Genomic DNA, 22,481 nt, shown 5'->3' on the forward strand with positions numbered 1-22,481 from the left:
TTTAGACCTTTCACTCTCTATTTTTTCTATATTATATATTTCAACAGACCATAATTGATCGAAAAATCCAACCTAAGATCCCGCAATAAATTCAAACGCCTTCTCCGCTGCTGCTATCGTTTTATCCATGTCTTCATCTGTGTGCTTCGTTGATAAGAACATACCTTCAAACTGTGAAGGTGGAAGAGAGATTCCTTGCTCTAGCATCTTCTTAAAGTACGTTGCAAACATGTCCAAATCAGAAGAAGCTGCCTTCTCATAGTTTGTTACCTTCTCATTTGTAAAGAAGAACCCCACCATGGATCCAGCACGACTAATAGAATGAGGAATATTATGCTTGGCTGCAGCTTCTGCTAAACCATCAGCTAACCGTTTTCCTAAACGATCAAACTCCTCATAGCTTTCCGGAGTTAATTGGCTCAACGTTTCGTATCCTGCTGTCATCGCTAACGGATTACCAGATAACGTTCCAGCCTGATAAATAGGGCCAGCTGGAGCAATTTGTTCCATGATTTCACGCTTCCCACCATAAGCACCAACAGGGAGACCTCCACCAATTACTTTTCCTAAACAAGTTAAGTCAGGTGTCACTCCCAATTCCCCTTGAGCACATTGGTAACCTACACGAAAGCCAGTCATTACCTCGTCCAATATCATTAACGAACCATGATCTTCCGTCATTTTACGAACTCCCTCTAAAAATCCAGGTTCTGGTAAAACAACACCCATGTTTCCTGCAACTGGCTCAAGAATAACAGCTGCGATATCATCTCCATACGAATCAAACGCTAACTGTAAGCTTTCCAAGTCATTATAAGGAACAGTTAACGTATTTTGAGCAACAGATTCGGGTACTCCCGGACTATCGGGAAGACCTAAAGTAGCCACTCCAGATCCAGCTTTAATGAGAAGTGAATCCCCATGTCCATGATAACAGCCTTCAAACTTTACAATCTTATTTCTTCCGGTAAAACCACGAGCTAAACGTAGGGCACTCATCGTTGCTTCCGTTCCTGAGTTAACCATACGTACTACCTCAATAGACGGTACACGTTCAATCACAAGTTCCGCTAATTTTGTTTCTAGCTCACTTGGTGCTCCAAAGCTTGTACCTTTTTCTGTAGCAGCCTTTAACGCTTCTACTACTTGGTCATCAGCATGTCCTAATACAAGGGGGCCCCAAGAAAGTACATAGTCAATATATTCATTTCCATCAATGTCCCAAATGTGAGCTCCTTTTCCTCGCTCCATAAAAACTGGATCCATTTTTACGGATTTAAAAGCGCGGACTGGACTGTTTACTCCACCAGGCATTACTTTTTTTGCTTGTTCAAATGCTTTTGTTGATTTTTCCCATGTCATCTAAATTAAACCACCTTTCAACAAAATGATTTCTATTATTATGTCTCCCCTGAAAATAGGTGTATCAGAATGTCTAGAAATACTAACTTTGTTGGTTTGTATTCCATTCGCTTCTGTCCACTCCTTTCCTGTGGGAAGTTGCTGAGCCTCCTCAAACGCAAGCACACAATCATTCATTTCATCAATACGTACCTACTTTTCCTCCAACCATCTTGCTACGTCTTTAGCAAAGTATGTTAAGATCAAATCAGCTCCTGCACGCTTCATGCTTACGAGTTTTTCTAATACGATTGATCTCTCATCAACCCAACCTTGTAATGCTGCAGCCTTTACCATGGAGTATTCTCCACTTACATTGTAGGCAACAACAGGTAACGGATAGCGATCCTTCACATCACGAATAATATCTAAATAAGATAACGCTGGCTTCACGATTAAGAAGTCTGCTCCTTCTTCAATATCTGATTCTGCTTCTCTAAGTGCCTCTAAACGATTTGCAGGATCCATTTGATATGTTTTTCTATCACCAAATTTCGGTGAGCTATGGGCAGCATCTCTGAACGGTCCGTAAAACGAAGAAGCATATTTCACTGCATAACTCATCACAGGAATATCTTCAAATCCTGCTTCATCTAACCCTTGACGAATCGCTGCTACAAATCCATCCATCATATTAGAAGGCGCAATAATATCAGCTCCCGCTTCCGCCTGCGATACAGCAGTTTTCGCTAATAAAACGAGGGTCTCATCGTTTTGGACATACCCATCCTCAATCACACCACAGTGCCCATGATCGGTAAATTGGCATAGACACGTATCAGCAATCACCGTTAATTCCGGATGATTTCCCTTAATTTGACGAATGGCCCGCTGGACAATTCCTTCCGTATCATACGCACAGGAACCAACATCATCTTTTTCAGAAGGAATTCCGAACACGATAATCGATGGGATACCTAAACCAACAACTTCTTCCACTTCGCGATCTACTAGATCAAGAGACCATTGGTAAACACCAGGCATGGATGGAATCTCATTCTGGATATTTTCTCCCTCTTTCACAAAAATAGGATAAATCAAATCTTCCTTATGTAAATGCGTTTCTCGAACCATATTACGAATTCCTGCTGTTCTACGCAATCGACGATGACGTCTAAATTGAACCATTTTTATACCTCCCAAACACTATTTTTCACTAAGTGTAGTAATAATTTCTTTCACCATATGTTGTATCGTAAATGTCTTAGGAGCAATAATGTTATCTACCCCATATTTCTGTAAAGCATTTTTTGTAATATCCCCAATAACTGCAAATTGAACAGATCCAAGCTCGACCTCTTTCCCTAATTGCGAAAAAAAGGAATGAACTGTGGATGGACTAGTAAATGTTATGACATCAAGATGATTCCTAGATAATACTTCTCGTAGCCGCTTTTTATCATCCATTTCATAATTTGTTTCATACAACACCGGGTCAGCAATGGTAATGTTTCTACCTCTTAATCGACTAACAATAGCGTCTCTCGCCAAATTGCTGCGAGGAAAAAGCACCCTTTCTTCTCCTTGCAACTTCGATAGCAAGTCATCTGCCAAATGTTCCCCATCGTACACACTAGGAACTAAATGAGGAAGAACACCGTACGACTCCAGCTTTTTGACTGTTTTTTCCCCAACAGCTGCAACCTTCATCCTAGCAAACAAAACACGGTCGATTCCTTCTTCCTCTATTAAGTCAAAGAAAAACTGAACAGTATTAGCGCTAGTAAAAATAATCCAATCATAATCCTCTATATTATGTAATGCATCTATCATCGGATGCAAATCCTCTGTTCGTTTCATAGAAATGAGGGGAAGTTCTAACACACTTCCCCCATAACTTTCTAGAAGCGAAGTAAGAGGGGCAGCTTGATGCGCTGCTCTCGTATTTAAAATACGAACACCTTGAAGTGGAAAATCCATGTAATCACTTCCTTAAACTTAAACGAAAAGCGCAAGGCGCCCCCATTCTTGTTTTCTACAAACCAAGATCTTCCTTCACTTTATCCAACACTTCTTTTGCTCCTTGATTCAAGACTTTCGTAGCAACTTCCTTACCAATCGCCACAGGATCAGATCCTACCATTTTTTCACGGAAAATCTGCTTACCATCAGGAGATCCAACAAGAGCCGTCAACGAAACTTTACCATTCTCTAATAACGTAGCATATCCCGCAATAGGTACTTGGCAGCCCCCCTCCACAGTATGAAGGAAAGACCGTTCCGCAGTTACGGTACGTTCTGTATCAGGATCATTGATTTTACTCAACAACTCTAGTAAGTCAGTATCATCCGCGCGACACTCAATACCTAACGCACCTTGCCCAACCGCAGGTAAGCAAACCTCAGGCTCAAGAAATTCCGTCACGATATCATTATTCGTCCAGCCAACACGTTCCAAGCCAGCAGCAGCTAAAATAATCGCATCATAATCCTCTTCACGACACTTTTTTAAACGCGTATCAATATTCCCACGAATCCATTTAATCTCCAAATCAGGACGCTTCGCAAGCACCTGAGCAGAACGACGAAGACTACTAGTTCCCACAACAGAACCAGCAGGAAGCTCCATCAACTTCTCCCCACTATTAGAGATGAACGCATCACGAGGGTCCACTCGCTTCGGAACAGCACCAATCGTTAAACCATCAGCCATCTCCGCAGGCAAATCCTTCATACTATGAACCGCAATATCAATCTCCCCATCATACATCGCCTTCTCAATCTCTTTCACAAATAACCCCTTACCACCAACTTTAGATAACATCACATCTAAAATTTTGTCACCCTTCGTTACAATCTCCTTAATCTCAAACTCATAAGGAAGCCCTTGAGCCTTCAACTGCTCAATAACCCACTTTGTTTGTGTCATAGCCAAATTACTTTTTCTCGAACCAACAACAATTTTTCTCATAATACCCTCCAAATACCTCGTGGAATGCAACCTTTTTTTCGAAAAACAGAGTAGTTACATCCTCTATCAGTAATGTGCTAATCTAGATTTTCTTAAGCAAACCCTTCTTCCTCTGTTTTCTATTACCACATATGAAAATCGGAAAAAGAACTAGATAAAAAATAATTAATTAATAATACAAGAAAGCCAGCCACATTTAGTAATGCTAGTGTATAGCCTCGTCTTTTTTTTACAACCCACTGAAACAAATATATACCATACACGAGTAATACTAAAAATGATGTAAGAACTTTTGGATCTAGCCATGGAATCATCCCAAATTTCACCCATGACCATACTATACCTAATATAATACCTAAAAGCATAAGTGGAAAACCAATCTGAGTAAACAGATAGGAAAATCGCTCTAAACGATCTAGATTTCCGATTCGCCCCATTCTTTTTCCCCAACGCTTCTTCTTTAGCATTTGGTGTTGTAGAGTGTATAGAAAGGAAAATGCAAAGGAAAGAGTAAACGTTCCGTAGGATAAAAGAAGGATGACTACATGAATAACTAGCAGTTCCATTATAATGATTTCCGTTAGTTGAGGAGACACATCACCAGCTGGGGTGGATAAACTAATGGCCATAATGGCAAAACCTATAAGATTTACAAATAAAACTAAAAACTCCACACGATAAAGTCTACTTATTATTAATGAGAAGGTTACTAATATCCATGAATATAATATCATACCTTCGAAGGTTGTCATAACAGGTAGACGGTTATATTCTATCGTTCGAATTATAATAAAAATAACTTGAAGCACCCAGACAATAGAAAGCAACCAGAAGGCAATTCGATTTACCTTCTGGTTGTTTTGTATGAAATCAATAAAATACCCTAGTACGCTCAATGCGTATATGACAATTATTATAAGATATAAAATATGAATGAACATTATCGTATTCCCCTCTTTTATATAGAGCGGGCGACTGCCTCTTTCTTCTTAAAAGCTACTTTGGCTTTTCGTTTTTGTAGATTCCATTCTCTTTCTGCTTTATTAATTTGTATTCCGTAAGATGGAATACGGCCTTGGGCTTCCATTTCCTTCTCTAATGCAAACACTTTCGTAATAAATTGTAAAAGCTCTTCTGAGTTTTGATCCTCAGGGAGTTCCTTCACTGCAGATATTGGGTCTCGTAATAATTGGTTTACGATACTTTTCATATGTTTACGAATAAGTTTCACTTCTCTATCTGATAAATCTGTAAGCTTTCTTTGCAAACTTTCCATAGCATCCTCTTGAACTGACATTGCTTTCGTACGAAGTGCCGTAATAACCGGAACCACTCCGAGAGTATCAATCCAGCGACTAAAATGGATTAACTCTTCTTCAATCATCAATTCTATTTTTTCTGCTTCTCTTCTTCTCTCTGCTAAATTCGCAGCAACAATGCCTTGTAAATCATCGATATCATATAAATAGACGTTATCTATTTCAGCTAAAGCAGGATCTAAATCTCGTGGAACGGCAATATCAACCAAAAATAATGGTCGACCTTTTCGTTTCTTCGCTAACTTCTCTACAGCGTCCTTCGTAACAACATAGTTTCTTGAACCCGTGGAGCTAATTAAAATATCCGTAGATATAATGGAAGACTCCATTTCTTCCATCCCTATTGCACTGCCACTAAACTTTCTAGCTAGGTCTTCCGCTTTCTCTTTCGTACGATTCATCACCGTAATATCATTTACCCCATTTGATGACAGATGCTTCGCAGTTAATTCACTCATTTTTCCAGCACCTAAAATAAGTACTTTCTTATCAGTGAAATCACCAAAGATTTTTTTCCCTAACTCCACTGCTGCATAACTAACAGAAACGGCATTTTCACCAATGGTCGTTTCTGAGTGTGCACGTTTTGCTAATGTGATAGCTTGCTTAAATAATTCATTAAATAATGTTCCCGTCGTGCCATTTTCTTGCGCTTTCATAAAGCTTTCACGTACTTGGCCCAATATTTGTGTTTCACCTAGCACCATGGAATCTAACCCACAGGAAACGCGGTATAAATGCTCAATAGCATGCTCATCCTCGCGAATATCAAGATACCGAGCAAACTCTTCTTTAGGAATGTTAAACCATTCAGATAAAAATACTTTTGTATAATAACGTCCAGTATGCAGCTGATCTGCTACGACGTATAATTCTGTACGATTACAGGTAGAGATAATTACGCATTCTAGCACGCTTTTTGATTGTCGGAGCTTTGTTAAAGCATGATCCAAATCGTCCTGAAAGGTAAATTTTTCTCGTATTTCAACTGGAGTTGTTTTATAATTCAAACTAGTTACCAGGATATGCATGCCTTCACCCCCATGACTTTTACAAACAGTATCCTTGTTACCATATATTTCTAATAATTTATATTTAATAAGAATAATTCAAATTAACTCGTCTTAAATTATAACATTTTTATTACAAAAGTCACAAAAAATGCTCAAGTTATTTTGTGAACTTTCTGTGACAACCTTGTTATTAATTAACATATATGTATGTAAATAGTGTTCTTGTTTTATTGTAACCATTCAGGAAATTTTTAGTATTTTATTTTATTACTATTTTAGAACAAGGCTTAGTTAAGTGTTGTATTGATTTTTCACAGAGCCTAAAACAAAGGAGATTATCATGAAAAGAAACAATGTTATACCAGGCATTATTTTAATTCTTGTAGGACTTTATTATCTATTAAAACAATTTCAAATTTCTATCCCATTTTCTGATAGTTTGTTTGCATGGCCATCCATTTTAGTTGCTATAGGGTTCGTTCTTGCTTTTCAAGGACATTCTAACCGGGACGACAATAAAATATTTTCCGGTACGATTTTGCTTGGTTTAGGAGTATTTTTCCATGGAATTCACACGTTTCATTTGTGGAGCTATCATTGGGGATATATTACTCTGATTGTAAGCATTGCATTTTTTATGAAGCACTTTGTTACTAAGCGAGATGGAATCGTTCCGGGAATAATCCTACTTATTATATCTTTATTTGCACTCTATTCCTATCAAGTTACTACATGGATTCAAACGTTTTTCTCTACATTTGATACGTTTTGGCCAATCATCTTTATTGGTATTGGGGTTTATCTATTGTTTTTTCGAAGAAAGTAAGTTACCAAAGGCGCATGCCTAGACAACTTTCAAAGTCCAAAAATGTTATACTTTCTTACCATTTAATAAAAAACCAGGGTTCTTAGTGTGGCAATAGAAGAAGGAAAGTCTACTTATTCCCTTTTTCTAATGTGCACCCTAACACCCTGGTTTCTTTATTTACTTATTCACCAAATAGTAGTTTGCTCATTTCTCTCCAAGCTTTATCTTTACCAAGTCCTGTCTCGGAAGAAAATGCGACCATCGTATCACTAGGGTCCATGTTAAGCTCTTCTTTTATGATCTTCATATGCTTGTCCCATTTTCCCCTAGGTACTTTATCTGCTTTTGTAGTGATTATTAATACTGGATGTTTATGATGCTTTAACCATTCATACATCATAATGTCATCCTCCGAAGGTTTATGTCTGATATCAATTAATTGAACAACTCCTTTTAGTTGTTCTCGTTCTTGGAAATACGTTTCCATCGTTCTGCCCCACGCTTCACGCTCTGATTTAGACACCTTCGCATAGCCGTACCCTGGAACGTCTACAAAATGAAATCGTTCGTTAATAAAATACCAATTTAACGTTTGTGTTTTTCCAGGGCGCTGGGATGTTCGAGCCAATCCTTTTCTAGCAAGAACTGTATTGATAAACGATGACTTTCCAACATTCGAACGACCTGATAGGGCCACTTCTGGGAAGGGCCCTTCAGGGAATTGATGTGGTTTCGCTGCACTTATGATAATTTCTGCACTATTAATTTTCATTTCATTTCACCAACGCTTCTTTTAATACCTCATCCAAATGAGACACAGGAATGAAGGTTAAATCTTTTCTTACGCTTTCGGGAATATCTTCTAAATCTTTTTCATTATCCTTTGGCATGATAATGTGTGTTAAGCCTGCACGATGTGCACTCATGGATTTTTCTTTTAATCCACCAATTGGAAGTACTCTCCCACGTAGCGTAATTTCACCTGTCATCCCTACTTCTTTACGAACAGCTTTTCCAGTTAATGCAGAAATAAGTGCTGTTGCCATTGTAATACCAGCAGAAGGTCCATCCTTTGGCACTGCTCCTTCTGGTACATGAATATGAATATCATTTTTTTCGTGGAAATCAGGGTCTATTGATAACTCCTCTGATTTAGAACGAATGTAACTAAAAGCAGCTTGAGCAGATTCTTTCATTACATCTCCTAGTTTCCCTGTTAACGTTAACTTCCCTTTACCAGGAGCTAAAGATACCTCAATCATTAACGTATCTCCACCAGCAGTCGTATAAGCTAACCCTGTTGCTGCGCCTACAGAATCTTCCAACTCTGCTTTTCCGTAACGGTACTTCGGTTTTCCAAGTAACTCTTCAATCGTTTTGTCTGTTACAACCACACGCTTTTTATCTCCGGAAACAATGATTTTTGCTGCTTTTCGGCAAATCGTCGCCATTTGACGTTCTAAATTACGAACCCCAGCTTCACGAGTATAATAGCGTACAACCTTCAATAGTGCCTCTTCTTTTACTTGTAATTTCCCTTTTGTTAATCCGTGTTCCTTCACCTGTTTTGGAAGTAAATACTCTTGTGCAATGTTTAGTTTTTCAACTTCTGTGTAGCCTGCAATATGAATAATTTCCATACGATCCATTAATGGTGCTGGAATTGCTCCAATATTGTTCGCAGTCATCACAAACATTACTTTCGATAAATCATATGCTTCTTCTATATAATGATCACTGAAGCTATTATTTTGTTCTGGATCTAATACTTCTAACATTGCGGCAGATGGATCTCCACGGAAATCACTTGCCATTTTATCAATTTCATCTAGAAGGAAAACAGGATTTCGTGTACCTGCCTTTTTCATCCCTTGAATAATTCTCCCTGGCATTGCTCCAACATACGTACGTCGGTGACCACGGATTTCTGCTTCATCACGAACTCCCCCTAAAGAGATTCGAACAAAGTTACGCCCTAAAGAACGAGCGATAGATCTCGCCAACGATGTTTTCCCCACTCCTGGGGGTCCTGCTAGGCATAGAATCGGTCCTTTTAGTTCTTTCGTTAGCTGTTGTACAGCCAAATATTCCAGAACTCGCTCTTTTACTTTTTCTAACCCATAATGATCTTCGTCTAATATCTTTTCTGAGCGATGAATATCTAGCATATCTGTAGTTTCTTGTTTCCATGGAATCTGTACTAACCAATCAATATAATTGCGAATGACGGAGCTTTCCGCAGAGCTTGCAGGCATTTTCTCATATCGTGCTAACTCTTTTATCGCTTTTTCCTCTACGGACTCTGGCATGTCTGCATCGGCAATTTTTGAACGTAATTCGTCTATTTCTCCTTCTTTGCCATCCTTGTCACCCAATTCTTTTTGGATAGCTTTCATCTGTTCACGCAAATAATATTCTTTTTGCGTTTTTTCCATGGACTTTTTCACTCGTTGTCCAATTTTCTTCTCTAGACCTAATACCTCTTTTTCATTTCGTAGTATCTGAAGAATTTTAGTAAGTCTATCCTCAAGATTAATGATTTCCAATACTTCCTGTTTTTGGACAACTTTTAAAGGTAAATGAGATGCAATAATATCCGCAAGGCGTCCAGGCTCGATAATATCAGAAACAGTTGCAAATGTTTCTTGAGAAACCTTTTTAGATAAATGAATATATTGCTCGAATTGCTCCAGAACATTTCTCATTAACGCTTGTTCTTCTACAGTAGCTTCTTGACGCTCGTCTAGAAGATTAACTTCAACCTCAACGTACTCTTCCTTTTCTTCAAACTGTTCGATTGTACCTCGCTGAATTCCTTCCACCAGAACACGGATTGTTCCGTTCGGTAGCTTTAGCATTTGATTTACTTTTGCTAATGTTCCTACTGAATAAACATCTTCTTCCCCAGGTTCATCAATCGATATTTCTTTCTGTGTTGCTAGAAAAATTTCATGCTCCTCTACCATCGCACGTTCTAACGCTTGTACCGACTTGTCTCTTCCAACATCTAGATGTAAAACCATCGTTGGATAAACAAGCAAACCTCTTAACGGCAGTAAAGGGAGTCGTTTCAGAGAATCTGTACTCATATGTATTCACACCTTTCCCTAAACCAATCTATTAGAAAAACTTGGCTTATCACCAAGTCATCATGGCGAAAGTCTTAGATTTTCTTATACTTTACTCCTATAGTCTAGTTAATCAATCATTAAAGTATAAAAAAATGTTTGTCAATTCATAACAATTTAGTCTTGTTCAATTTTATATCATAGAACCGTCTTTGTCTAACAATGGTGTAGTCTACTCTGAAAATACGTGGGTTTATAGTAGTTCAAACGTAGCTAGTATGACTAACTTTGTTGGTTTGTATTCCATTCGCTCCAGCCTGCTTGCTTCTAACCAAGTGCATAAGTACGACATCCATTCATTCTTCACGGTGTCTTCTTTGCTAGGGGAGCTTCCGAGCTGTGAAAGGAAAGGAGGGCCTAATTTAATTAGACCCCTGACTGTCCTAATGCAAAAGAAGCCGCTGCTGGTAGTGTAGAACTATCTTCTAATTCTTCTTCTTTTGCTGGATTAACGAAGGAAAGACGGAACACTTCATCTAATGTATCTACTGGATGAATTCGAATCCCTTCGAAGTCCTGTAATATAGATTGAAAATTGGCTTTTGGAATGATAACTTCTGTTGCGCCTGCTTGTTTCGCTGCTTCAACCTTGGCTACGACACCACCAATTGGTTTTACATGGCCATGTATTCCTAACTCACCCGTCATCGCAACTTTATAAGAAATTGGGAGCTTATGAATGGCTGAATAAATAGCTGTGGCCATTGCAATACCTGCGGAAGGGCCATCCACTGGAATACCTCCTGGAAAATTAACATGGATATCATAATCGAATGTATTTACACCAATGTTCCGTAATACAGTAAGAACATTTTCTATTGATCCTCTTGCCATACTTTTCCGCTTCACTTGCTTTGTTTGACTTCCAGAAGTCTCTTCCTCCGCTATACCTGTTATGTTTAATGATCCTTTTCCCTTATTTTCTATTACAGTAACCTCTATATCTAAAATTGATCCCATATTTGGACCAAATACACCTAATCCATTTACAAACCCTACTTTATCTTCTTTATGAATCTTCTTCTCCGGTCTCGGCGAACGCTGACTAGAATAAATAACCCATTCAATATCTTTCACAGATATATTATCTCTTCCTTCACTTGAAGCCATCCCAGCAGCAATTTGGATAATATTAACTGCTTCACGCCCATTTGACGCATATTGTGAAGTTAGCTCATAAACATTGTCATCTGCTTTTACTCCAATACGATCCACTGCTTTTTTCGCAACAGTAATAATCTCTAATGGTGTTAATGGTCGGAAATACACTTCCATACACCGAGATCGTATCGCTGGTGGGATTTCTTCTGGTGACCTCGTTGTTGCACTTATTAAGCGAAAATCTGCAGGCATTCCATTTTTAAAAATATCATGGATATGTGGAGGAATCTGTTCGTTTTCCTCACTGTAATAGGCACTTTCTAAGAAAACCTTTCTATCCTCTAACACTTTAAGTAGTTTATTGATTTGTATGGAGTGAAGTTCCCCAATCTCATCAATAAATAAAATACCACCATGTGCTTTAGAAACAGCACCTTTTTTCGGCTGAGGAATTCCAGCTTGCCCCATCGCTCCTGCACCTTGATATATAGGATCATGTACAGACCCTATTAAAGGATCAGCAATTCCTCGTTCATCAAATCTTGCAGTAGCTCCATCTAATTCCACAAATACAGATGTATGCTTAAATGGTGAATTGGGGTTTACCTTTGCTTCATTTAAAACTAGCCTTGCAGCAGCAGTTTTTCCAACTCCTGGGGGGCCATAGATGATAACATGCTGAGGATTTGGCCCACAGATTGCTGCTTGTAGTGCTCTAATTCCATCTTTTTGACCAACAATATCATCAAAGGATTGAGGTCTAATTTTTTCTGATAATGGTTCGCTCAAAGTAATAGAGCGTAGTTTACGCAGTTGCTCCAATTCCTTTTTCGATTCTTTATCAATAGAAACTTTTTGTGTGCGCTGATTTCTCAACAGATTCCAAAAGTAAAGACCGATCACAATACCAAAAAAGAGCTGGATAAAGAAAGCCATTCCGGTCAAACTCATTAATTACCCTCCTGACTAAATTTTCGTTGTGCTGATTAGTATTTCCTGAATATCCAAGATCATTTGTAAAAATGAAAGTAGGGAATAATTGTTAATCTCGGATGTCGTTTTTTTCCATTAATGAGGTTCTTATTATGCCCTAGGGTGAGGTTTGTACGGTTTATTTTCATTCCACCTCATCTCCAGCTCCTTTCGGAAAACAACAGCGCTTTATTTTCCGTTGCAACTCATTTTCCAGCTCCTTACGGAAAACAACAAGGTCAAAAAATTGTTTGCTAAATAAAAAACCACTAACACAAGGTCAGTGGTTCAACAAATTATCTATTACGCGCTTTCTTTTGGCTCTTTGATGATTTCTCCGTCTTGAGATTCAAGAATTGGCCGCTTTTTGTCACGAACAGCTTCATCTGTAATTAAGCATTTAGCAATATCTTCTCTCGATGGCAGTTCATACATAACATCGAGCATGATTCCTTCAATGATTGATCGTAGTCCACGTGCACCCGTTTTTCGTTCAATCGCTTGCTTTGCAACTTCACGCAAAGCATCATCAGTAAATTCAAGTTCTACATCATCTAATTCAAGAAGCTTTTGATATTGTTTAACAAGAGCATTTTTCGGTTTCGTTAAAATTTCTACTAAAGCTGCTTCATCTAAAGGCATTAAGCTCGAAATAACTGGTAAACGCCCAATAAACTCAGGAATTAAACCATATCTTAATAAATCTTCTGGAAGAATCTTAGCTAAGTATTGACCTTCTTTTAGATCTTCAGCAGATGTTTCAGATCCAAAACCAATTACTTTCTTACCAAGACGTCGTTTAATAATCTGTTCAATACCATCAAAGGCACCACCAACGATGAATAGTACATTTGTTGTATCAATTTGGATGAATTCTTGATGTGGATGTTTACGTCCACCTTGTGGAGGAACACTAGCTGTCGTTCCTTCAAGAATTTTCAATAAAGCTTGCTGAACACCTTCACCGGATACGTCACGAGTGATGGATGGATTTTCAGACTTTCTAGCAACTTTATCAATTTCATCAATATAAATGATTCCACGTTCTGCTTTTTCTACATCGTAATCGGCAGCTTGGATTAGTTTTAGTAAGATATTTTCAACATCTTCCCCAACATAACCTGCTTCCGTTAATGAAGTAGCATCAGCAATTGCAAACGGCACATTTAAGATTCTAGCTAATGTTTGTGCTAACAATGTTTTACCACTACCTGTTGGACCTATTAAGCAAATATTACTTTTTGCTAATTCTACTTCATCATTTTTTTGAGTGGAATTTACACGTTTGTAATGATTATATACGGCAACAGACAGCGTCTTCTTCGCTTGATCTTGACCAATAACATAATCATTTAAGATTTCACGAATCTCTTGTGGTTTTGGAATGTCTTCCATCTCCACTTCTTCTTCGCTACCTAATTCTTCTTCTACAATTTCAGTGCACAGCTCAATACACTCATCACATATATAAACACCAGGACCAGCAACAAGTTTTCTTACTTGATCCTGTGTTTTTCCACAAAAGGAACATTTAAGTTGCCCTTTTTCTTCATTAAATTTAAACATTACGTTCACCCCTTACAGTAAAATTAAGAACGGAACTCTTTATCAAGATAATTACCTTTCTTATCCCAACTAGATATAACCTATTTACATTGTACCTTGCTGAACGTTTTTTTAATCACTTCAACTGTACAATGGTTTCAAAAGAATACAAAAACAAGTAAGCAGAAAACGTCTACCTTTAATTGGATTGTACCATAGGTTTAAATAATCTCTGAATAGAAAACCTTGTTTTTACGATTAATATATTTCCACAAGAATATATCACAAGGGAAGCTCTGTCAAATAATTTGCATTTCTTCACAAAATGGAATAGTTACTTAATCGTATAAAAATAAGGCTTATCTTATAACCTTTTTTACAATCATAATAAGGCGAATTCAGGCATATAAATGGTACAAGTTCTCCATTCAAGATGATCATTGCGCAAAAAGTGACGTGAATAGTATGTATAACACTTTTTTCTACAAATAATTCAATTTAGACCATTATGTATAGAAGCAAGGCATGAAATATTCATGCCTTGCCCCAATTCTTTTTTTATTGAAAGATTACTCAGCTACTTTGCTGTTCTCTACTAAGAAATCAATCGCTTTACGAACTTTTAAGTCGTTCTTTAATGTATCTACTCCACCTTGCATAGCAAGGATTTGTTTAATTTCTTCTGCAGTACGTTGGTATGTTTCAGCCATAAGATTGATTTCTTTATCAACATCTTCTTCTGATACTTCCAAGTTTTCTGCATTACCAATAGCTTCTAACGTTAAATTCATACGTACACGTTTTTCAGCATCATCATGGAATTGTGCTTTCATTCCTTCTTCGTCTGTTTGCGAAAATTGGTAATACATGTCTAAAGACATACCTTGAGATTGTAAACGTTGACCAAACTCTTGTAACATACGGTCCGTTTCCGTTGTAACCATTGCTTCAGGAACATCAATTTCTGCATTTTCTGAAGCTTTTTCTACTAATGTGTCACGTTTTTCGTTTTCTGCTTGTTGATTTTTAGAAGTTTCTAGTTTTTCACGAATTTTCCCTTTTAATTCGTCTAACGTTTCAACCTCTTCATCTGTATCCTTTGCAAATTCATCATCAAGCTCAGGAAGCTCTTTTCGCTTAATATCATGAATTTTCACCTTGAATAATGCAGGCTTACCTGCTAATTCTTCCGAATGATACTCTGCTGGGAATTCCACGTTAACTTCTACATCTTCCCCAGTTTTTGTTCCTACAAGCTGCTCTTCAAATCCAGGAATGAATTGACCAGAACCAATTTCAAGGGAATAGTTTTCCGCTTTTCCACCTTCAAAAGCTTCCCCATCTACAAAACCTTCAAAATCCATAACAACAGTATCACCGTTTGCTACTTCTCCATCTTCAATAGCTACTAAATCAGCGTGTCTTTCTTGAAGTTGCTTAATTTCAGCATCTACATCTTCATCAGTAACAGTAACGTCTTGTGATTCTACTTCTAAACCTTTATAATCACCAAGCTTTACTTCTGGTTTTACTGTAACAGTTGCTTTAAAAACAAGATTTTGACCCTGTTCCATTGTATCAATGTCAATATCAGGACGGTCAACTGGCTCAATTCCAGACTCTTCAATAGCTTCAGAATAAGCTTGTGGAAGAAGAATATCTAATGCATCTTGATAAAGTGATTCCACTCCAAAACGTTGTTCGAACATTTTACGTGGAATTTTTCCTTTACGGAATCCTGGTACATTTACCTTTTTAACTACTTTCTTAAAAGCTTCATCTAGAGCTGTATCCACGCGTTCGCTGCTTACTTCCACAGTAAGAACGCCTGAGTTACCTTCTAATTTTTCCCATTTAACAGTCATATTATACTTTCCCTCCAAAATCAAAAAAAGAATACTTTTTTATCGAATCATTTTTTGCAACCCTTATATTATAACACAAGCTAGTGGCTTTTCAACGATTTCTACTATTATGTATTTTCACTACTATTCATGAAAAGGTGTGACTCTATTTCTTTCATTTGTTGCACTGCTTTGGTAACTTCTTCTTCACTTACTAAATACCTTTCTGCTATTTCATGCACCTCCTGTGGATCATTCATTAATATAGTACCTAACATATGTAAGGATGCGGCCCAAATAGATTCATTTGTAGGTTTAGGAGCCTTTGGATAAAGTGCAAACAAGAAATGCCACCATACTTGTTGAACCATTTCAAACAAAGATGGACTATCTTGCCCTAATTCTTCATCTAATTTCTTTATTACATTCGTACCAAATTGCTCATGAAAAACATCTTCTAATGAATCTACATCAACAGTGAAAGTCTCACCAAACTTATGTACTTCGATAGTACCTTTTATGTTTAACTCTTTTAGCATTTGAAGTATGTAGCTTTTCAGTACCGGATTTCCATCTCCTAGTAAAAATGATTTATAAGCTTTTTCCACATCTTTACTATTTATTTGGCTAAGCTTTTGGATTGCTCCCCATTGTTGATCTAATTCACCTTGCTCTAATAAGTGTAACCATTCTTCCTTCTTTCCAACCTCTTCCAATGTTTCCTCAAAATTCGGCTCTTCTTCATTCTCTACAGAAGGCTTTGTCATTTGCCTTGAAAAATTCAGTAGTTGGTAAAATGACTCTGCCATTTTAGCTGGCAGTTTTTCTTCAGAAATAACTGTTTCTAATAATACTTCCACCTCTTGATAGTCTCCGAGTTGGATTAATATAGAAACATATACTTGTAGAACTTCATAATACTGACCAATTCCTTCTCTAAGCATTGACTCACAATGTTTCTTCGCTTCTGTTAAACGATTTAATTCTATGTTAGTAATAACAAGTCCGTACCGAGCCTGAGGGTGGGTGGGCTCTAGTTCCGTAGATTCCTGAAAATATTGAAGAGCATCATAAAATTTCTTTTCTTTTAAAGAAGACATGCCTTTCTCAATAAGTTTTGATACTAAGCCAGGAAAGAGGATCACATTATTGTCGTCATTCCCATTTGACTTATTCCCCACGTACTCACCCCACCTTTCAGTAACATTTATTCTTCCATTCAGTTTACCAATACCCCAAACGAAAAACAAATATATTTCATTTTTCCTTGTGTAATTTTTCTAGTAGAAATAGATGCTTTAAACAACTCTCCATGTTGTGAATTTAATTATTTTTGAATAGAGATATGAAAAAACGCATGAACAATCATCATGCGCTCTCCATTCGCTACAGCTATTTAAGTATTGTTTCACTTATTAAAAATAGGTGAAGTTATTACTCTGATGGTCTGTTTGGCCCCTCAAGCTTTTTATCTCCATAACCAGAAGCTTTCTCTTTTTCCATACGTTTTTTTGAATTTTGACCTTTTTGAATGGCTTTATTCTGCTCATTTCTTTCATGATTCATATTCATGACCTCCTTAACACATTTACTTAGCGTACCATCATAAAGATGAAGTACTCTCTGTTTAATATGGCTTCGATCATACAGGAATATGTAGAAGGAGGTACATTTTAATTTTTGTTTTTTCACTTACTTGTATAGGGCTACCCTGAAAATACATGTATCAGACTATCTAGTAATGCTAATTTATTGAATTGTATTCCATATTTTTCATTAGCCATTGCCTACTTGTTTTACCTTAAGCACTAAATAGTACTTCCGGCTTTCGAAAAAAAATAAAAAAAACGCTCACTACGAATTTCATTCGTAATAAACGCTTATTGTATGTATGGCGTCCCAGGAGAGATTCGAACTCCCGACCCTGGCATTAGAAGTGCCATGCTCTATCCAGCTGAGCTACTGGGACATAGTATAATAGGAAACAACGCTTAGCATTTTCATGAATGTGTTGCTCGTAACTGACTTACTAGAAAATTATTGGAGCGGGTGATGAGAATCGAACTCACGACATCAGCTTGGAAGGCTGAGGTTTTACCACTAAACTACACCCGCATTGGACTGTATAATTAACAGCGACAATAATTAATATATACAATCCTAAAGAAAATGTCAACAGTTTATAAAAACTTTTTACTTAATTCTTTTTGTTCCGTTCCATCTACAGAATAAAAAGTTACTGATATTTGTTCATCTTCCGCTTCTACAATAGCATATGTACCAACATTCCATTGTCTAGGAAGTCGTATACTTCCTGGATTAAGGATAATTATCCCATCCTCTTTGAGCACGACAGGAATATGTGTGTGACCAAAACAAACAATTTGTGCTCCTACTTCTTTTCCTTTATAAAGCAAGTTCATCTCCGTCATCTTTACATTTAAAAGATGACCATGAGCAACAAAAAAACGATAACCTTTTATATCTTCTGTAATCTCATTAGGAAAATCAGACCCAAAATCACAGTTCCCACTAACGGTATTCATACTTTTCAATTCTGGTGAATCAGAATTAAGTTCAGAATCACCACAATGAAAAATTGCATCGATCTCATGTTCATGTCTTTGAATTATTTCTAAAACTTCTTGTGTCCATCCGTGACTATCACTCATAATTAAAGCCTTCAACAAATACCTCTCCAATCAAAATTATATGTTCAAAACCAGTTCGCCCATTGTTCTTTTAATTTTATTAGGGCGTTAGCTCGATGACTTATGGTGTTTTTTTCTGTTTTTTCCAATTCAGCCATCATTTTCCCGTGCTCTGGCAAATAAAAAACAGGATCATATCCAAATCCATATTCACCTTTTTGTTCCTTAGCTATTATACCTTCACAAGTACCACGAATTGTTTTCGTAGGTTTTCCAGGGATATAAATTGCTAATACACAAACAAATCGTGCTGTTCGTTGATCTTTTTCCACACCAGATAATTCTTCAAGCAATTTATTCATGTTTTCCTCATCATTTTTTCCTTCTCCAGCATATCTAGCAGAATAAATCCCTGGCGCTCCATCTAGTGCATCAACCTCTAGCCCAGAATCATCTGCAAGTACTGGAAACCCAATCTTCTTTCCAATTTCTTCCGCTTTTTTCATTGCATTTTCTTCAAATGTGAGTCCGTCTTCTACTACATCTATTTCTTCGTTTAAATCAAGCAAGGATTTTACTTCAATTTTCATCTCAGCAAAAAAAGTCTCAAACTCTGCTACTTTTCCCTTATTTTTCGTTGCAATAAATAATTCGCTTATCATAATTGATCCTCAGTTTTTGATTGCAATTTTTGCTTGGATAATTTTTCTGAAACAGGTCCAATTGCTTCTTGTTGCAAAACAAATAGCTCTTTGATTCCTTTTTCCGCTAAATCTAACATCTCGTTTAATTGTGATCTAGAAAATGTAGATTCTTCACCTGTGCCTTGTAATTCAACATACTCTCCATCACTAGTCATAATGACATTCATGTCTACATTGGCTTTGGAATCTTCTACGTAATTTAGATCAAGTATTGCTCCTTCTTTTTCATCAACCCCAACGGAAATAGCTGCTAAATTGTTCTTGATAGGATATTTAGAGATCGCTTTTGTTTCTACAAGCTTGTTTAGAGCCATTGCCATTGCAACAAAAGCCCCCGTTACAGAAGCCGTTCTTGTACCTCCATCCGCTTGAATAACATCGCAGTCTATCCAGACTGTTTTTTCGCCAAGCGCCTTCAAATCAACGACAGAGCGCAAAGCACGACCAATAAGACGTTGAATTTCCATCGTTCTACCAGATAATTTCCCTTTTGATGATTCCCGAATATTTCTTTGTTCTGTAGCTCTTGGAAGCATAGAATACTCCGCTGTAACCCAGCCCTTTCCTTGACCTCTCATAAAGGGTGGAACACGATCTTCCACACTCGCAGTACAAATTACTTTTGTATCACCAAATGATATAAGAACGGATCCTTCTGGGTGCTTTATGTAATCAGTGATCATTTCAACTTTTCTTAATTCATTTGTTGCTCTTCCATCATGTCTCATATAATCGCTCCTTAGACTTATCTTCTAGGTCGTTTCTTTGAAATATACATGTTTTTCCTTACGCATCTCTTTTTTATCACGAACTACAGTCATATTTTACGTTAGTAAAGAAGATAACAGTATTGTTCCTTTATTGCAGACAAAAAGAGGCAGCGTTTCCGCTAACCTCTTAATGATAATTCTTTATGAATTGAATTTCAAATGTCAACAAAAAATTAGTATTCACCAGTATTAACCGTATTTGGCCTAGCAACAGGTTCTGTCAACGTTTCTCCTGTTGTTACTAAAATACTATCGTTTGAATCTACTTGTAGAGAAACACTTTGGACCTCTTGTTGTTCTGTTAAGGATAAAACCAACATGTTTATAACATCATTAGAAACAGCTTCCCCTTCCATTTTGTTTAACAGTTGTTCACTGAAATTTAATGTTAGAGTGCCATTGCTCAATACAGGTTGATCCAATAATTCTACATGTCTATCAAAATCCGATAATAAAGGACTCATCATATTCGGCCCCTTGAGTAATTCTCCTACGACTGCTTGATATACATCATCTTGTTGTGGAACACGTCGGGTAACGGGAACATAATATGTTTGATTATCTACTTCATTTAGGAAATATACAATAACAGACTTCGTGTTAGATAGATCTGCAAAGTCGCTCATCTCTAGGTTAATACCGTGAGATCGAGTATAACCATTAGCAATTGGAGTACCATTTTGCGGCATAACGTCTAATGCTTCCCCATTTACCTTTAGTTTTACTCTATCAACATCATCTAATTGTGTTACAGTCCACGTTAATGATTGTAGTATCTGTAATTCTTGTTCCGGATGATAATCTTCAAATTGCTCTGAAAAATCGAGTGTTACCACTCCAGCTGCAACTTCTACACCTAATAACTCCGTTCCAGATGGAAGAGTAGCTTGGAAACCATTCGGTAAAACATCTGTTACTGGCCCACCTTTTACTAAGTATTCAATTGTTTTTTCAACTTCATTTTCACCACTTGGAATATTTATTGTTTGTGGTGCAACGTAACCATTTCTATCCATTAGGTACAGCTCACGCATTACCGTTTCCTCGACAGGACCACCTTTTTCTTCCATGTCTTCCCCTTCATCTGCAGTGCCATCTCCATCAAGATCCGTCATTGGATCTCCTATCATTTCTCCATCAACTTCTACAACAAGCTCACCATCCGCATCAACGAATTCTATTTGTTGTGGTGGATCTATGTCTTCCAACACATTTTCATCTACTGGATCTGAGCCGCATGCTGTAAGGGTTATTGCTGTAGCAATTGCAAGACCCCACCCTAATTTTGTTTTTAGACGTCGCATTACATTACCTCCTTGACAGTTTGTACTATCATATATACGAGCTATTCTCTAATTTAGACCAAGAAATAAACAAGCCTTTTGAAAAATTATATTTTTTTATAATTTATAGCTTAGTTCTTGTTTTCTGAATATTAGGTTGTTGTGAGGAATGATTGGAAGGATTGGGAAAAAAGTGAAGAATGTGATACGTAGGCCGGGGTTACTCTTCATGAGTGAGAAAATGTGTTGTTCAAGGAGTCTCGCAAGCTTCCACTCATTCGATATGAAGGGCATAGTTTGACAATTTGGAGCTGGTTTATCTCGGTTTTGTCAAATAAAACACGCTTGATTGACAAACGAGCGCTTCTTCATCTCGGTTTTGTCAAATAAAGCACGCTTGATTGACAAACGAGCGCTTCTTCATCTCGGTTTTGTCAAATAAAGCACGCTTGATTGACAAACGAGCGCTTCTTCACCTCGGTTTTGTCAAATAAAGCACGCTTGATTGACAAACGAGCGCTTCTTCATCTCGGTTTTGTCAAATAAAGCACGCTTGATTGACAAACGAGCGCTTCTTCATCTCGGTTTTGTCAAATAAAACACGCTTGATTGACAAACGAGCGCTTCTTCATCTCGGTTTTGTCAAATAAAACACGCTTGATTGACAAACGGACGCTTCTTCATCTCGGTTTTGTCAAATAAAGCACGCTTGATTGACAAACGAGCGCTTCTTCACCTCGGTTTTGTCAAATAAAACACGCTTGATTGACAAACGGACGCTTCTTCATCTCGGTTTTGTCAAATAAAGCACGCTTGATTGACAAACGAGCGCTTCTCCATCTCGGTTTTGTCAAATAAAGCACGCTTGATTGACAAACGAGCGCTTCTTCATCTCGGTTTTGTCAAATAAAACACGCTTGATTGACAAACGAGCGCTTCTTCACCTCGGTTTTGTCAAATAAAACACGCTTGATTGACAAACGGACGCTTCTTCATCTCGGTTTTGTCAAATAAAACACGCTTGATTGACA

General features: G+C 37.4%; 18 protein-coding genes and 2 tRNA genes. 1 reads left to right on the forward strand and 19 read right to left on the reverse strand.

Going from position 1 to position 22,481, the window contains the following annotated elements; translation table 11 throughout:
- Positions 1-72: 72 nt before the first annotated feature.
- The 6 genes from hemL to hemA all read right to left on the reverse strand — a co-directional run bounded on the left by hemL (position 73) and on the right by hemA (position 6,662).
- On the reverse strand, positions 73-1,362 hold the full coding sequence (gene hemL, locus ACERII_RS15075; protein ID WP_373643403.1) for a glutamate-1-semialdehyde 2,1-aminomutase: 1,290 nt from the start codon (positions 1,360-1,362) through the stop codon (positions 73-75).
- Between the two features lie 192 nt (positions 1,363-1,554).
- Entirely contained in the window at positions 1,555-2,529 is a 975-nt protein-coding gene (gene hemB, locus ACERII_RS15080) for a porphobilinogen synthase (RefSeq protein ID WP_373643404.1), read from the reverse strand.
- A gap of 18 nt (positions 2,530-2,547) precedes the next feature.
- On the reverse strand, positions 2,548-3,321 hold the full coding sequence (locus ACERII_RS15085; protein WP_373643405.1) for a uroporphyrinogen-III synthase: 774 nt from the start codon (positions 3,319-3,321) through the stop codon (positions 2,548-2,550).
- Positions 3,322-3,376: 55 nt separating this feature from the next.
- Complete coding sequence (gene hemC / locus ACERII_RS15090) at positions 3,377-4,312, reverse strand: hydroxymethylbilane synthase (protein WP_373643406.1); 936 nt, start codon at positions 4,310-4,312, stop codon at positions 3,377-3,379.
- Between the two features lie 122 nt (positions 4,313-4,434).
- Positions 4,435-5,253 carry a cytochrome C assembly family protein gene (locus tag ACERII_RS15095; protein WP_373643407.1) on the reverse strand — a complete coding sequence of 273 codons (819 nt, stop codon included), beginning with the start codon at positions 5,251-5,253 and terminating at the stop codon, positions 4,435-4,437.
- Positions 5,254-5,270: 17 nt separating this feature from the next.
- Positions 5,271-6,662 carry a glutamyl-tRNA reductase gene (gene hemA, locus ACERII_RS15100; protein WP_373643409.1) on the reverse strand — a complete coding sequence of 464 codons (1,392 nt, stop codon included), beginning with the start codon at positions 6,660-6,662 and terminating at the stop codon, positions 5,271-5,273.
- 322 nt (positions 6,663-6,984) lie between these two features.
- On the opposite strand from hemA, the gene ACERII_RS15105 reads away from it, so the two are divergent.
- A complete protein-coding gene (locus ACERII_RS15105; RefSeq protein WP_373643411.1) occupies positions 6,985-7,470 on the forward strand; it encodes a LiaI-LiaF-like domain-containing protein in 486 nt (161 codons plus the stop codon).
- A 163-nt stretch (positions 7,471-7,633) separates the two neighbouring features.
- On the opposite strand, the gene yihA is transcribed toward ACERII_RS15105, so the two are convergent.
- The 13 genes from yihA to ACERII_RS15170 form a co-directional block, all read right to left on the reverse strand.
- Positions 7,634-8,224: a ribosome biogenesis GTP-binding protein YihA/YsxC gene (gene yihA, locus ACERII_RS15110; RefSeq protein WP_373643412.1), complete on the reverse strand. Its 591-nt coding sequence runs from the start codon at positions 8,222-8,224 to the stop codon at positions 7,634-7,636.
- 1 nt (position 8,225) lies between these two features.
- On the reverse strand, positions 8,226-10,541 hold the full coding sequence (gene lon, locus ACERII_RS15115; protein ID WP_373643415.1) for an endopeptidase La: 2,316 nt from the start codon (positions 10,539-10,541) through the stop codon (positions 8,226-8,228).
- Between the two features lie 405 nt (positions 10,542-10,946).
- Complete coding sequence (lonB, locus tag ACERII_RS15120) at positions 10,947-12,632, reverse strand: ATP-dependent protease LonB (protein ID WP_373643416.1); 1,686 nt, start codon at positions 12,630-12,632, stop codon at positions 10,947-10,949.
- A gap of 324 nt (positions 12,633-12,956) precedes the next feature.
- Positions 12,957-14,219 carry an ATP-dependent protease ATP-binding subunit ClpX gene (gene clpX, locus ACERII_RS15125; RefSeq protein WP_373643417.1) on the reverse strand — a complete coding sequence of 421 codons (1,263 nt, stop codon included), beginning with the start codon at positions 14,217-14,219 and terminating at the stop codon, positions 12,957-12,959.
- Between the two features lie 548 nt (positions 14,220-14,767).
- Positions 14,768-16,063 carry a trigger factor gene (gene tig, locus ACERII_RS15130; protein ID WP_373643418.1) on the reverse strand — a complete coding sequence of 432 codons (1,296 nt, stop codon included), beginning with the start codon at positions 16,061-16,063 and terminating at the stop codon, positions 14,768-14,770.
- A 107-nt stretch (positions 16,064-16,170) separates the two neighbouring features.
- Positions 16,171-17,223 carry a tetratricopeptide repeat protein gene (locus tag ACERII_RS15135; protein ID WP_373643419.1) on the reverse strand — a complete coding sequence of 351 codons (1,053 nt, stop codon included), beginning with the start codon at positions 17,221-17,223 and terminating at the stop codon, positions 16,171-16,173.
- A 253-nt stretch (positions 17,224-17,476) separates the two neighbouring features.
- The gene (locus tag ACERII_RS15140) at positions 17,477-17,608 is read right to left on the reverse strand and encodes a hypothetical protein (RefSeq protein ID WP_373643421.1); all 132 of its coding nucleotides are present in this window, start codon (positions 17,606-17,608) and stop codon (positions 17,477-17,479) included.
- A 326-nt stretch (positions 17,609-17,934) separates the two neighbouring features.
- Positions 17,935-18,011, reverse strand: a tRNA-Arg gene (locus tag ACERII_RS15145).
- 72 nt (positions 18,012-18,083) lie between these two features.
- Positions 18,084-18,157: transfer RNA gene (locus tag ACERII_RS15150), tRNA-Gly, on the reverse strand.
- Positions 18,158-18,222: 65 nt separating this feature from the next.
- On the reverse strand, positions 18,223-18,729 hold the full coding sequence (locus tag ACERII_RS15155; RefSeq protein WP_373643424.1) for a metallophosphoesterase family protein: 507 nt from the start codon (positions 18,727-18,729) through the stop codon (positions 18,223-18,225).
- A gap of 29 nt (positions 18,730-18,758) precedes the next feature.
- Positions 18,759-19,352, reverse strand: a complete 594-nt coding sequence (locus ACERII_RS15160) for an XTP/dITP diphosphatase (RefSeq protein ID WP_373643586.1) — start codon at positions 19,350-19,352, stop codon at positions 18,759-18,761.
- The gene (rph, locus tag ACERII_RS15165; RefSeq protein ID WP_373643425.1) at positions 19,352-20,125 is read right to left on the reverse strand and encodes a ribonuclease PH; all 774 of its coding nucleotides are present in this window, start codon (positions 20,123-20,125) and stop codon (positions 19,352-19,354) included. Before rph ends, ACERII_RS15160 begins: the two co-directional genes overlap by 1 nt.
- 215 nt (positions 20,126-20,340) lie before the next feature.
- A complete protein-coding gene (locus ACERII_RS15170; protein ID WP_373643427.1) occupies positions 20,341-21,471 on the reverse strand; it encodes a GerMN domain-containing protein in 1,131 nt (376 codons plus the stop codon).
- Positions 21,472-22,481: the final 1,010 nt, after the last annotated feature.

This window comes from Evansella sp. AB-rgal1, from assembly GCF_041820985.1.
Taxonomy (GTDB): Bacteria; Bacillota; Bacilli; order Bacillales; family Salisediminibacteriaceae; genus Evansella.

Excerpts from the sequence above, each read along its gene's own strand:
- hemA (WP_373643409.1), bottom strand. The coding sequence starts at position 6,662 with ATGCATATCCTGGTAACTAGTTTGAATTATAAAACAACTCCAGTTGAA.
- rph (WP_373643425.1), bottom strand. The coding sequence starts at position 20,125 with ATGAGACATGATGGAAGAGCAACAAATGAATTAAGAAAAGTTGAAATG.
- lonB (WP_373643416.1), bottom strand. The coding sequence starts at position 12,632 with ATGAGTTTGACCGGAATGGCTTTCTTTATCCAGCTCTTTTTTGGTATT.
- ACERII_RS15140 (WP_373643421.1), bottom strand. The coding sequence starts at position 17,608 with ATGAATCATGAAAGAAATGAGCAGAATAAAGCCATTCAAAAAGGTCAA.
- ACERII_RS15170 (WP_373643427.1), bottom strand. The coding sequence starts at position 21,471 with ATGCGACGTCTAAAAACAAAATTAGGGTGGGGTCTTGCAATTGCTACA.
- ACERII_RS15105 (WP_373643411.1), top strand. The coding sequence starts at position 6,985 with ATGAAAAGAAACAATGTTATACCAGGCATTATTTTAATTCTTGTAGGA.
- tig (WP_373643418.1), bottom strand. The coding sequence starts at position 16,063 with ATGACTGTTAAATGGGAAAAATTAGAAGGTAACTCAGGCGTTCTTACT.
- clpX (WP_373643417.1), bottom strand. The coding sequence starts at position 14,219 with ATGTTTAAATTTAATGAAGAAAAAGGGCAACTTAAATGTTCCTTTTGT.
- lon (WP_373643415.1), bottom strand. The coding sequence starts at position 10,541 with ATGAGTACAGATTCTCTGAAACGACTCCCTTTACTGCCGTTAAGAGGT.
- ACERII_RS15085 (WP_373643405.1), bottom strand. The coding sequence starts at position 3,321 with ATGGATTTTCCACTTCAAGGTGTTCGTATTTTAAATACGAGAGCAGCG.
- hemC (WP_373643406.1), bottom strand. The coding sequence starts at position 4,312 with ATGAGAAAAATTGTTGTTGGTTCGAGAAAAAGTAATTTGGCTATGACA.
- hemB (WP_373643404.1), bottom strand. The coding sequence starts at position 2,529 with ATGGTTCAATTTAGACGTCATCGTCGATTGCGTAGAACAGCAGGAATT.
- ACERII_RS15095 (WP_373643407.1), bottom strand. The coding sequence starts at position 5,253 with ATGTTCATTCATATTTTATATCTTATAATAATTGTCATATACGCATTG.
- yihA (WP_373643412.1), bottom strand. The coding sequence starts at position 8,224 with ATGAAAATTAATAGTGCAGAAATTATCATAAGTGCAGCGAAACCACAT.
- hemL (WP_373643403.1), bottom strand. The coding sequence starts at position 1,362 with ATGACATGGGAAAAATCAACAAAAGCATTTGAACAAGCAAAAAAAGTA.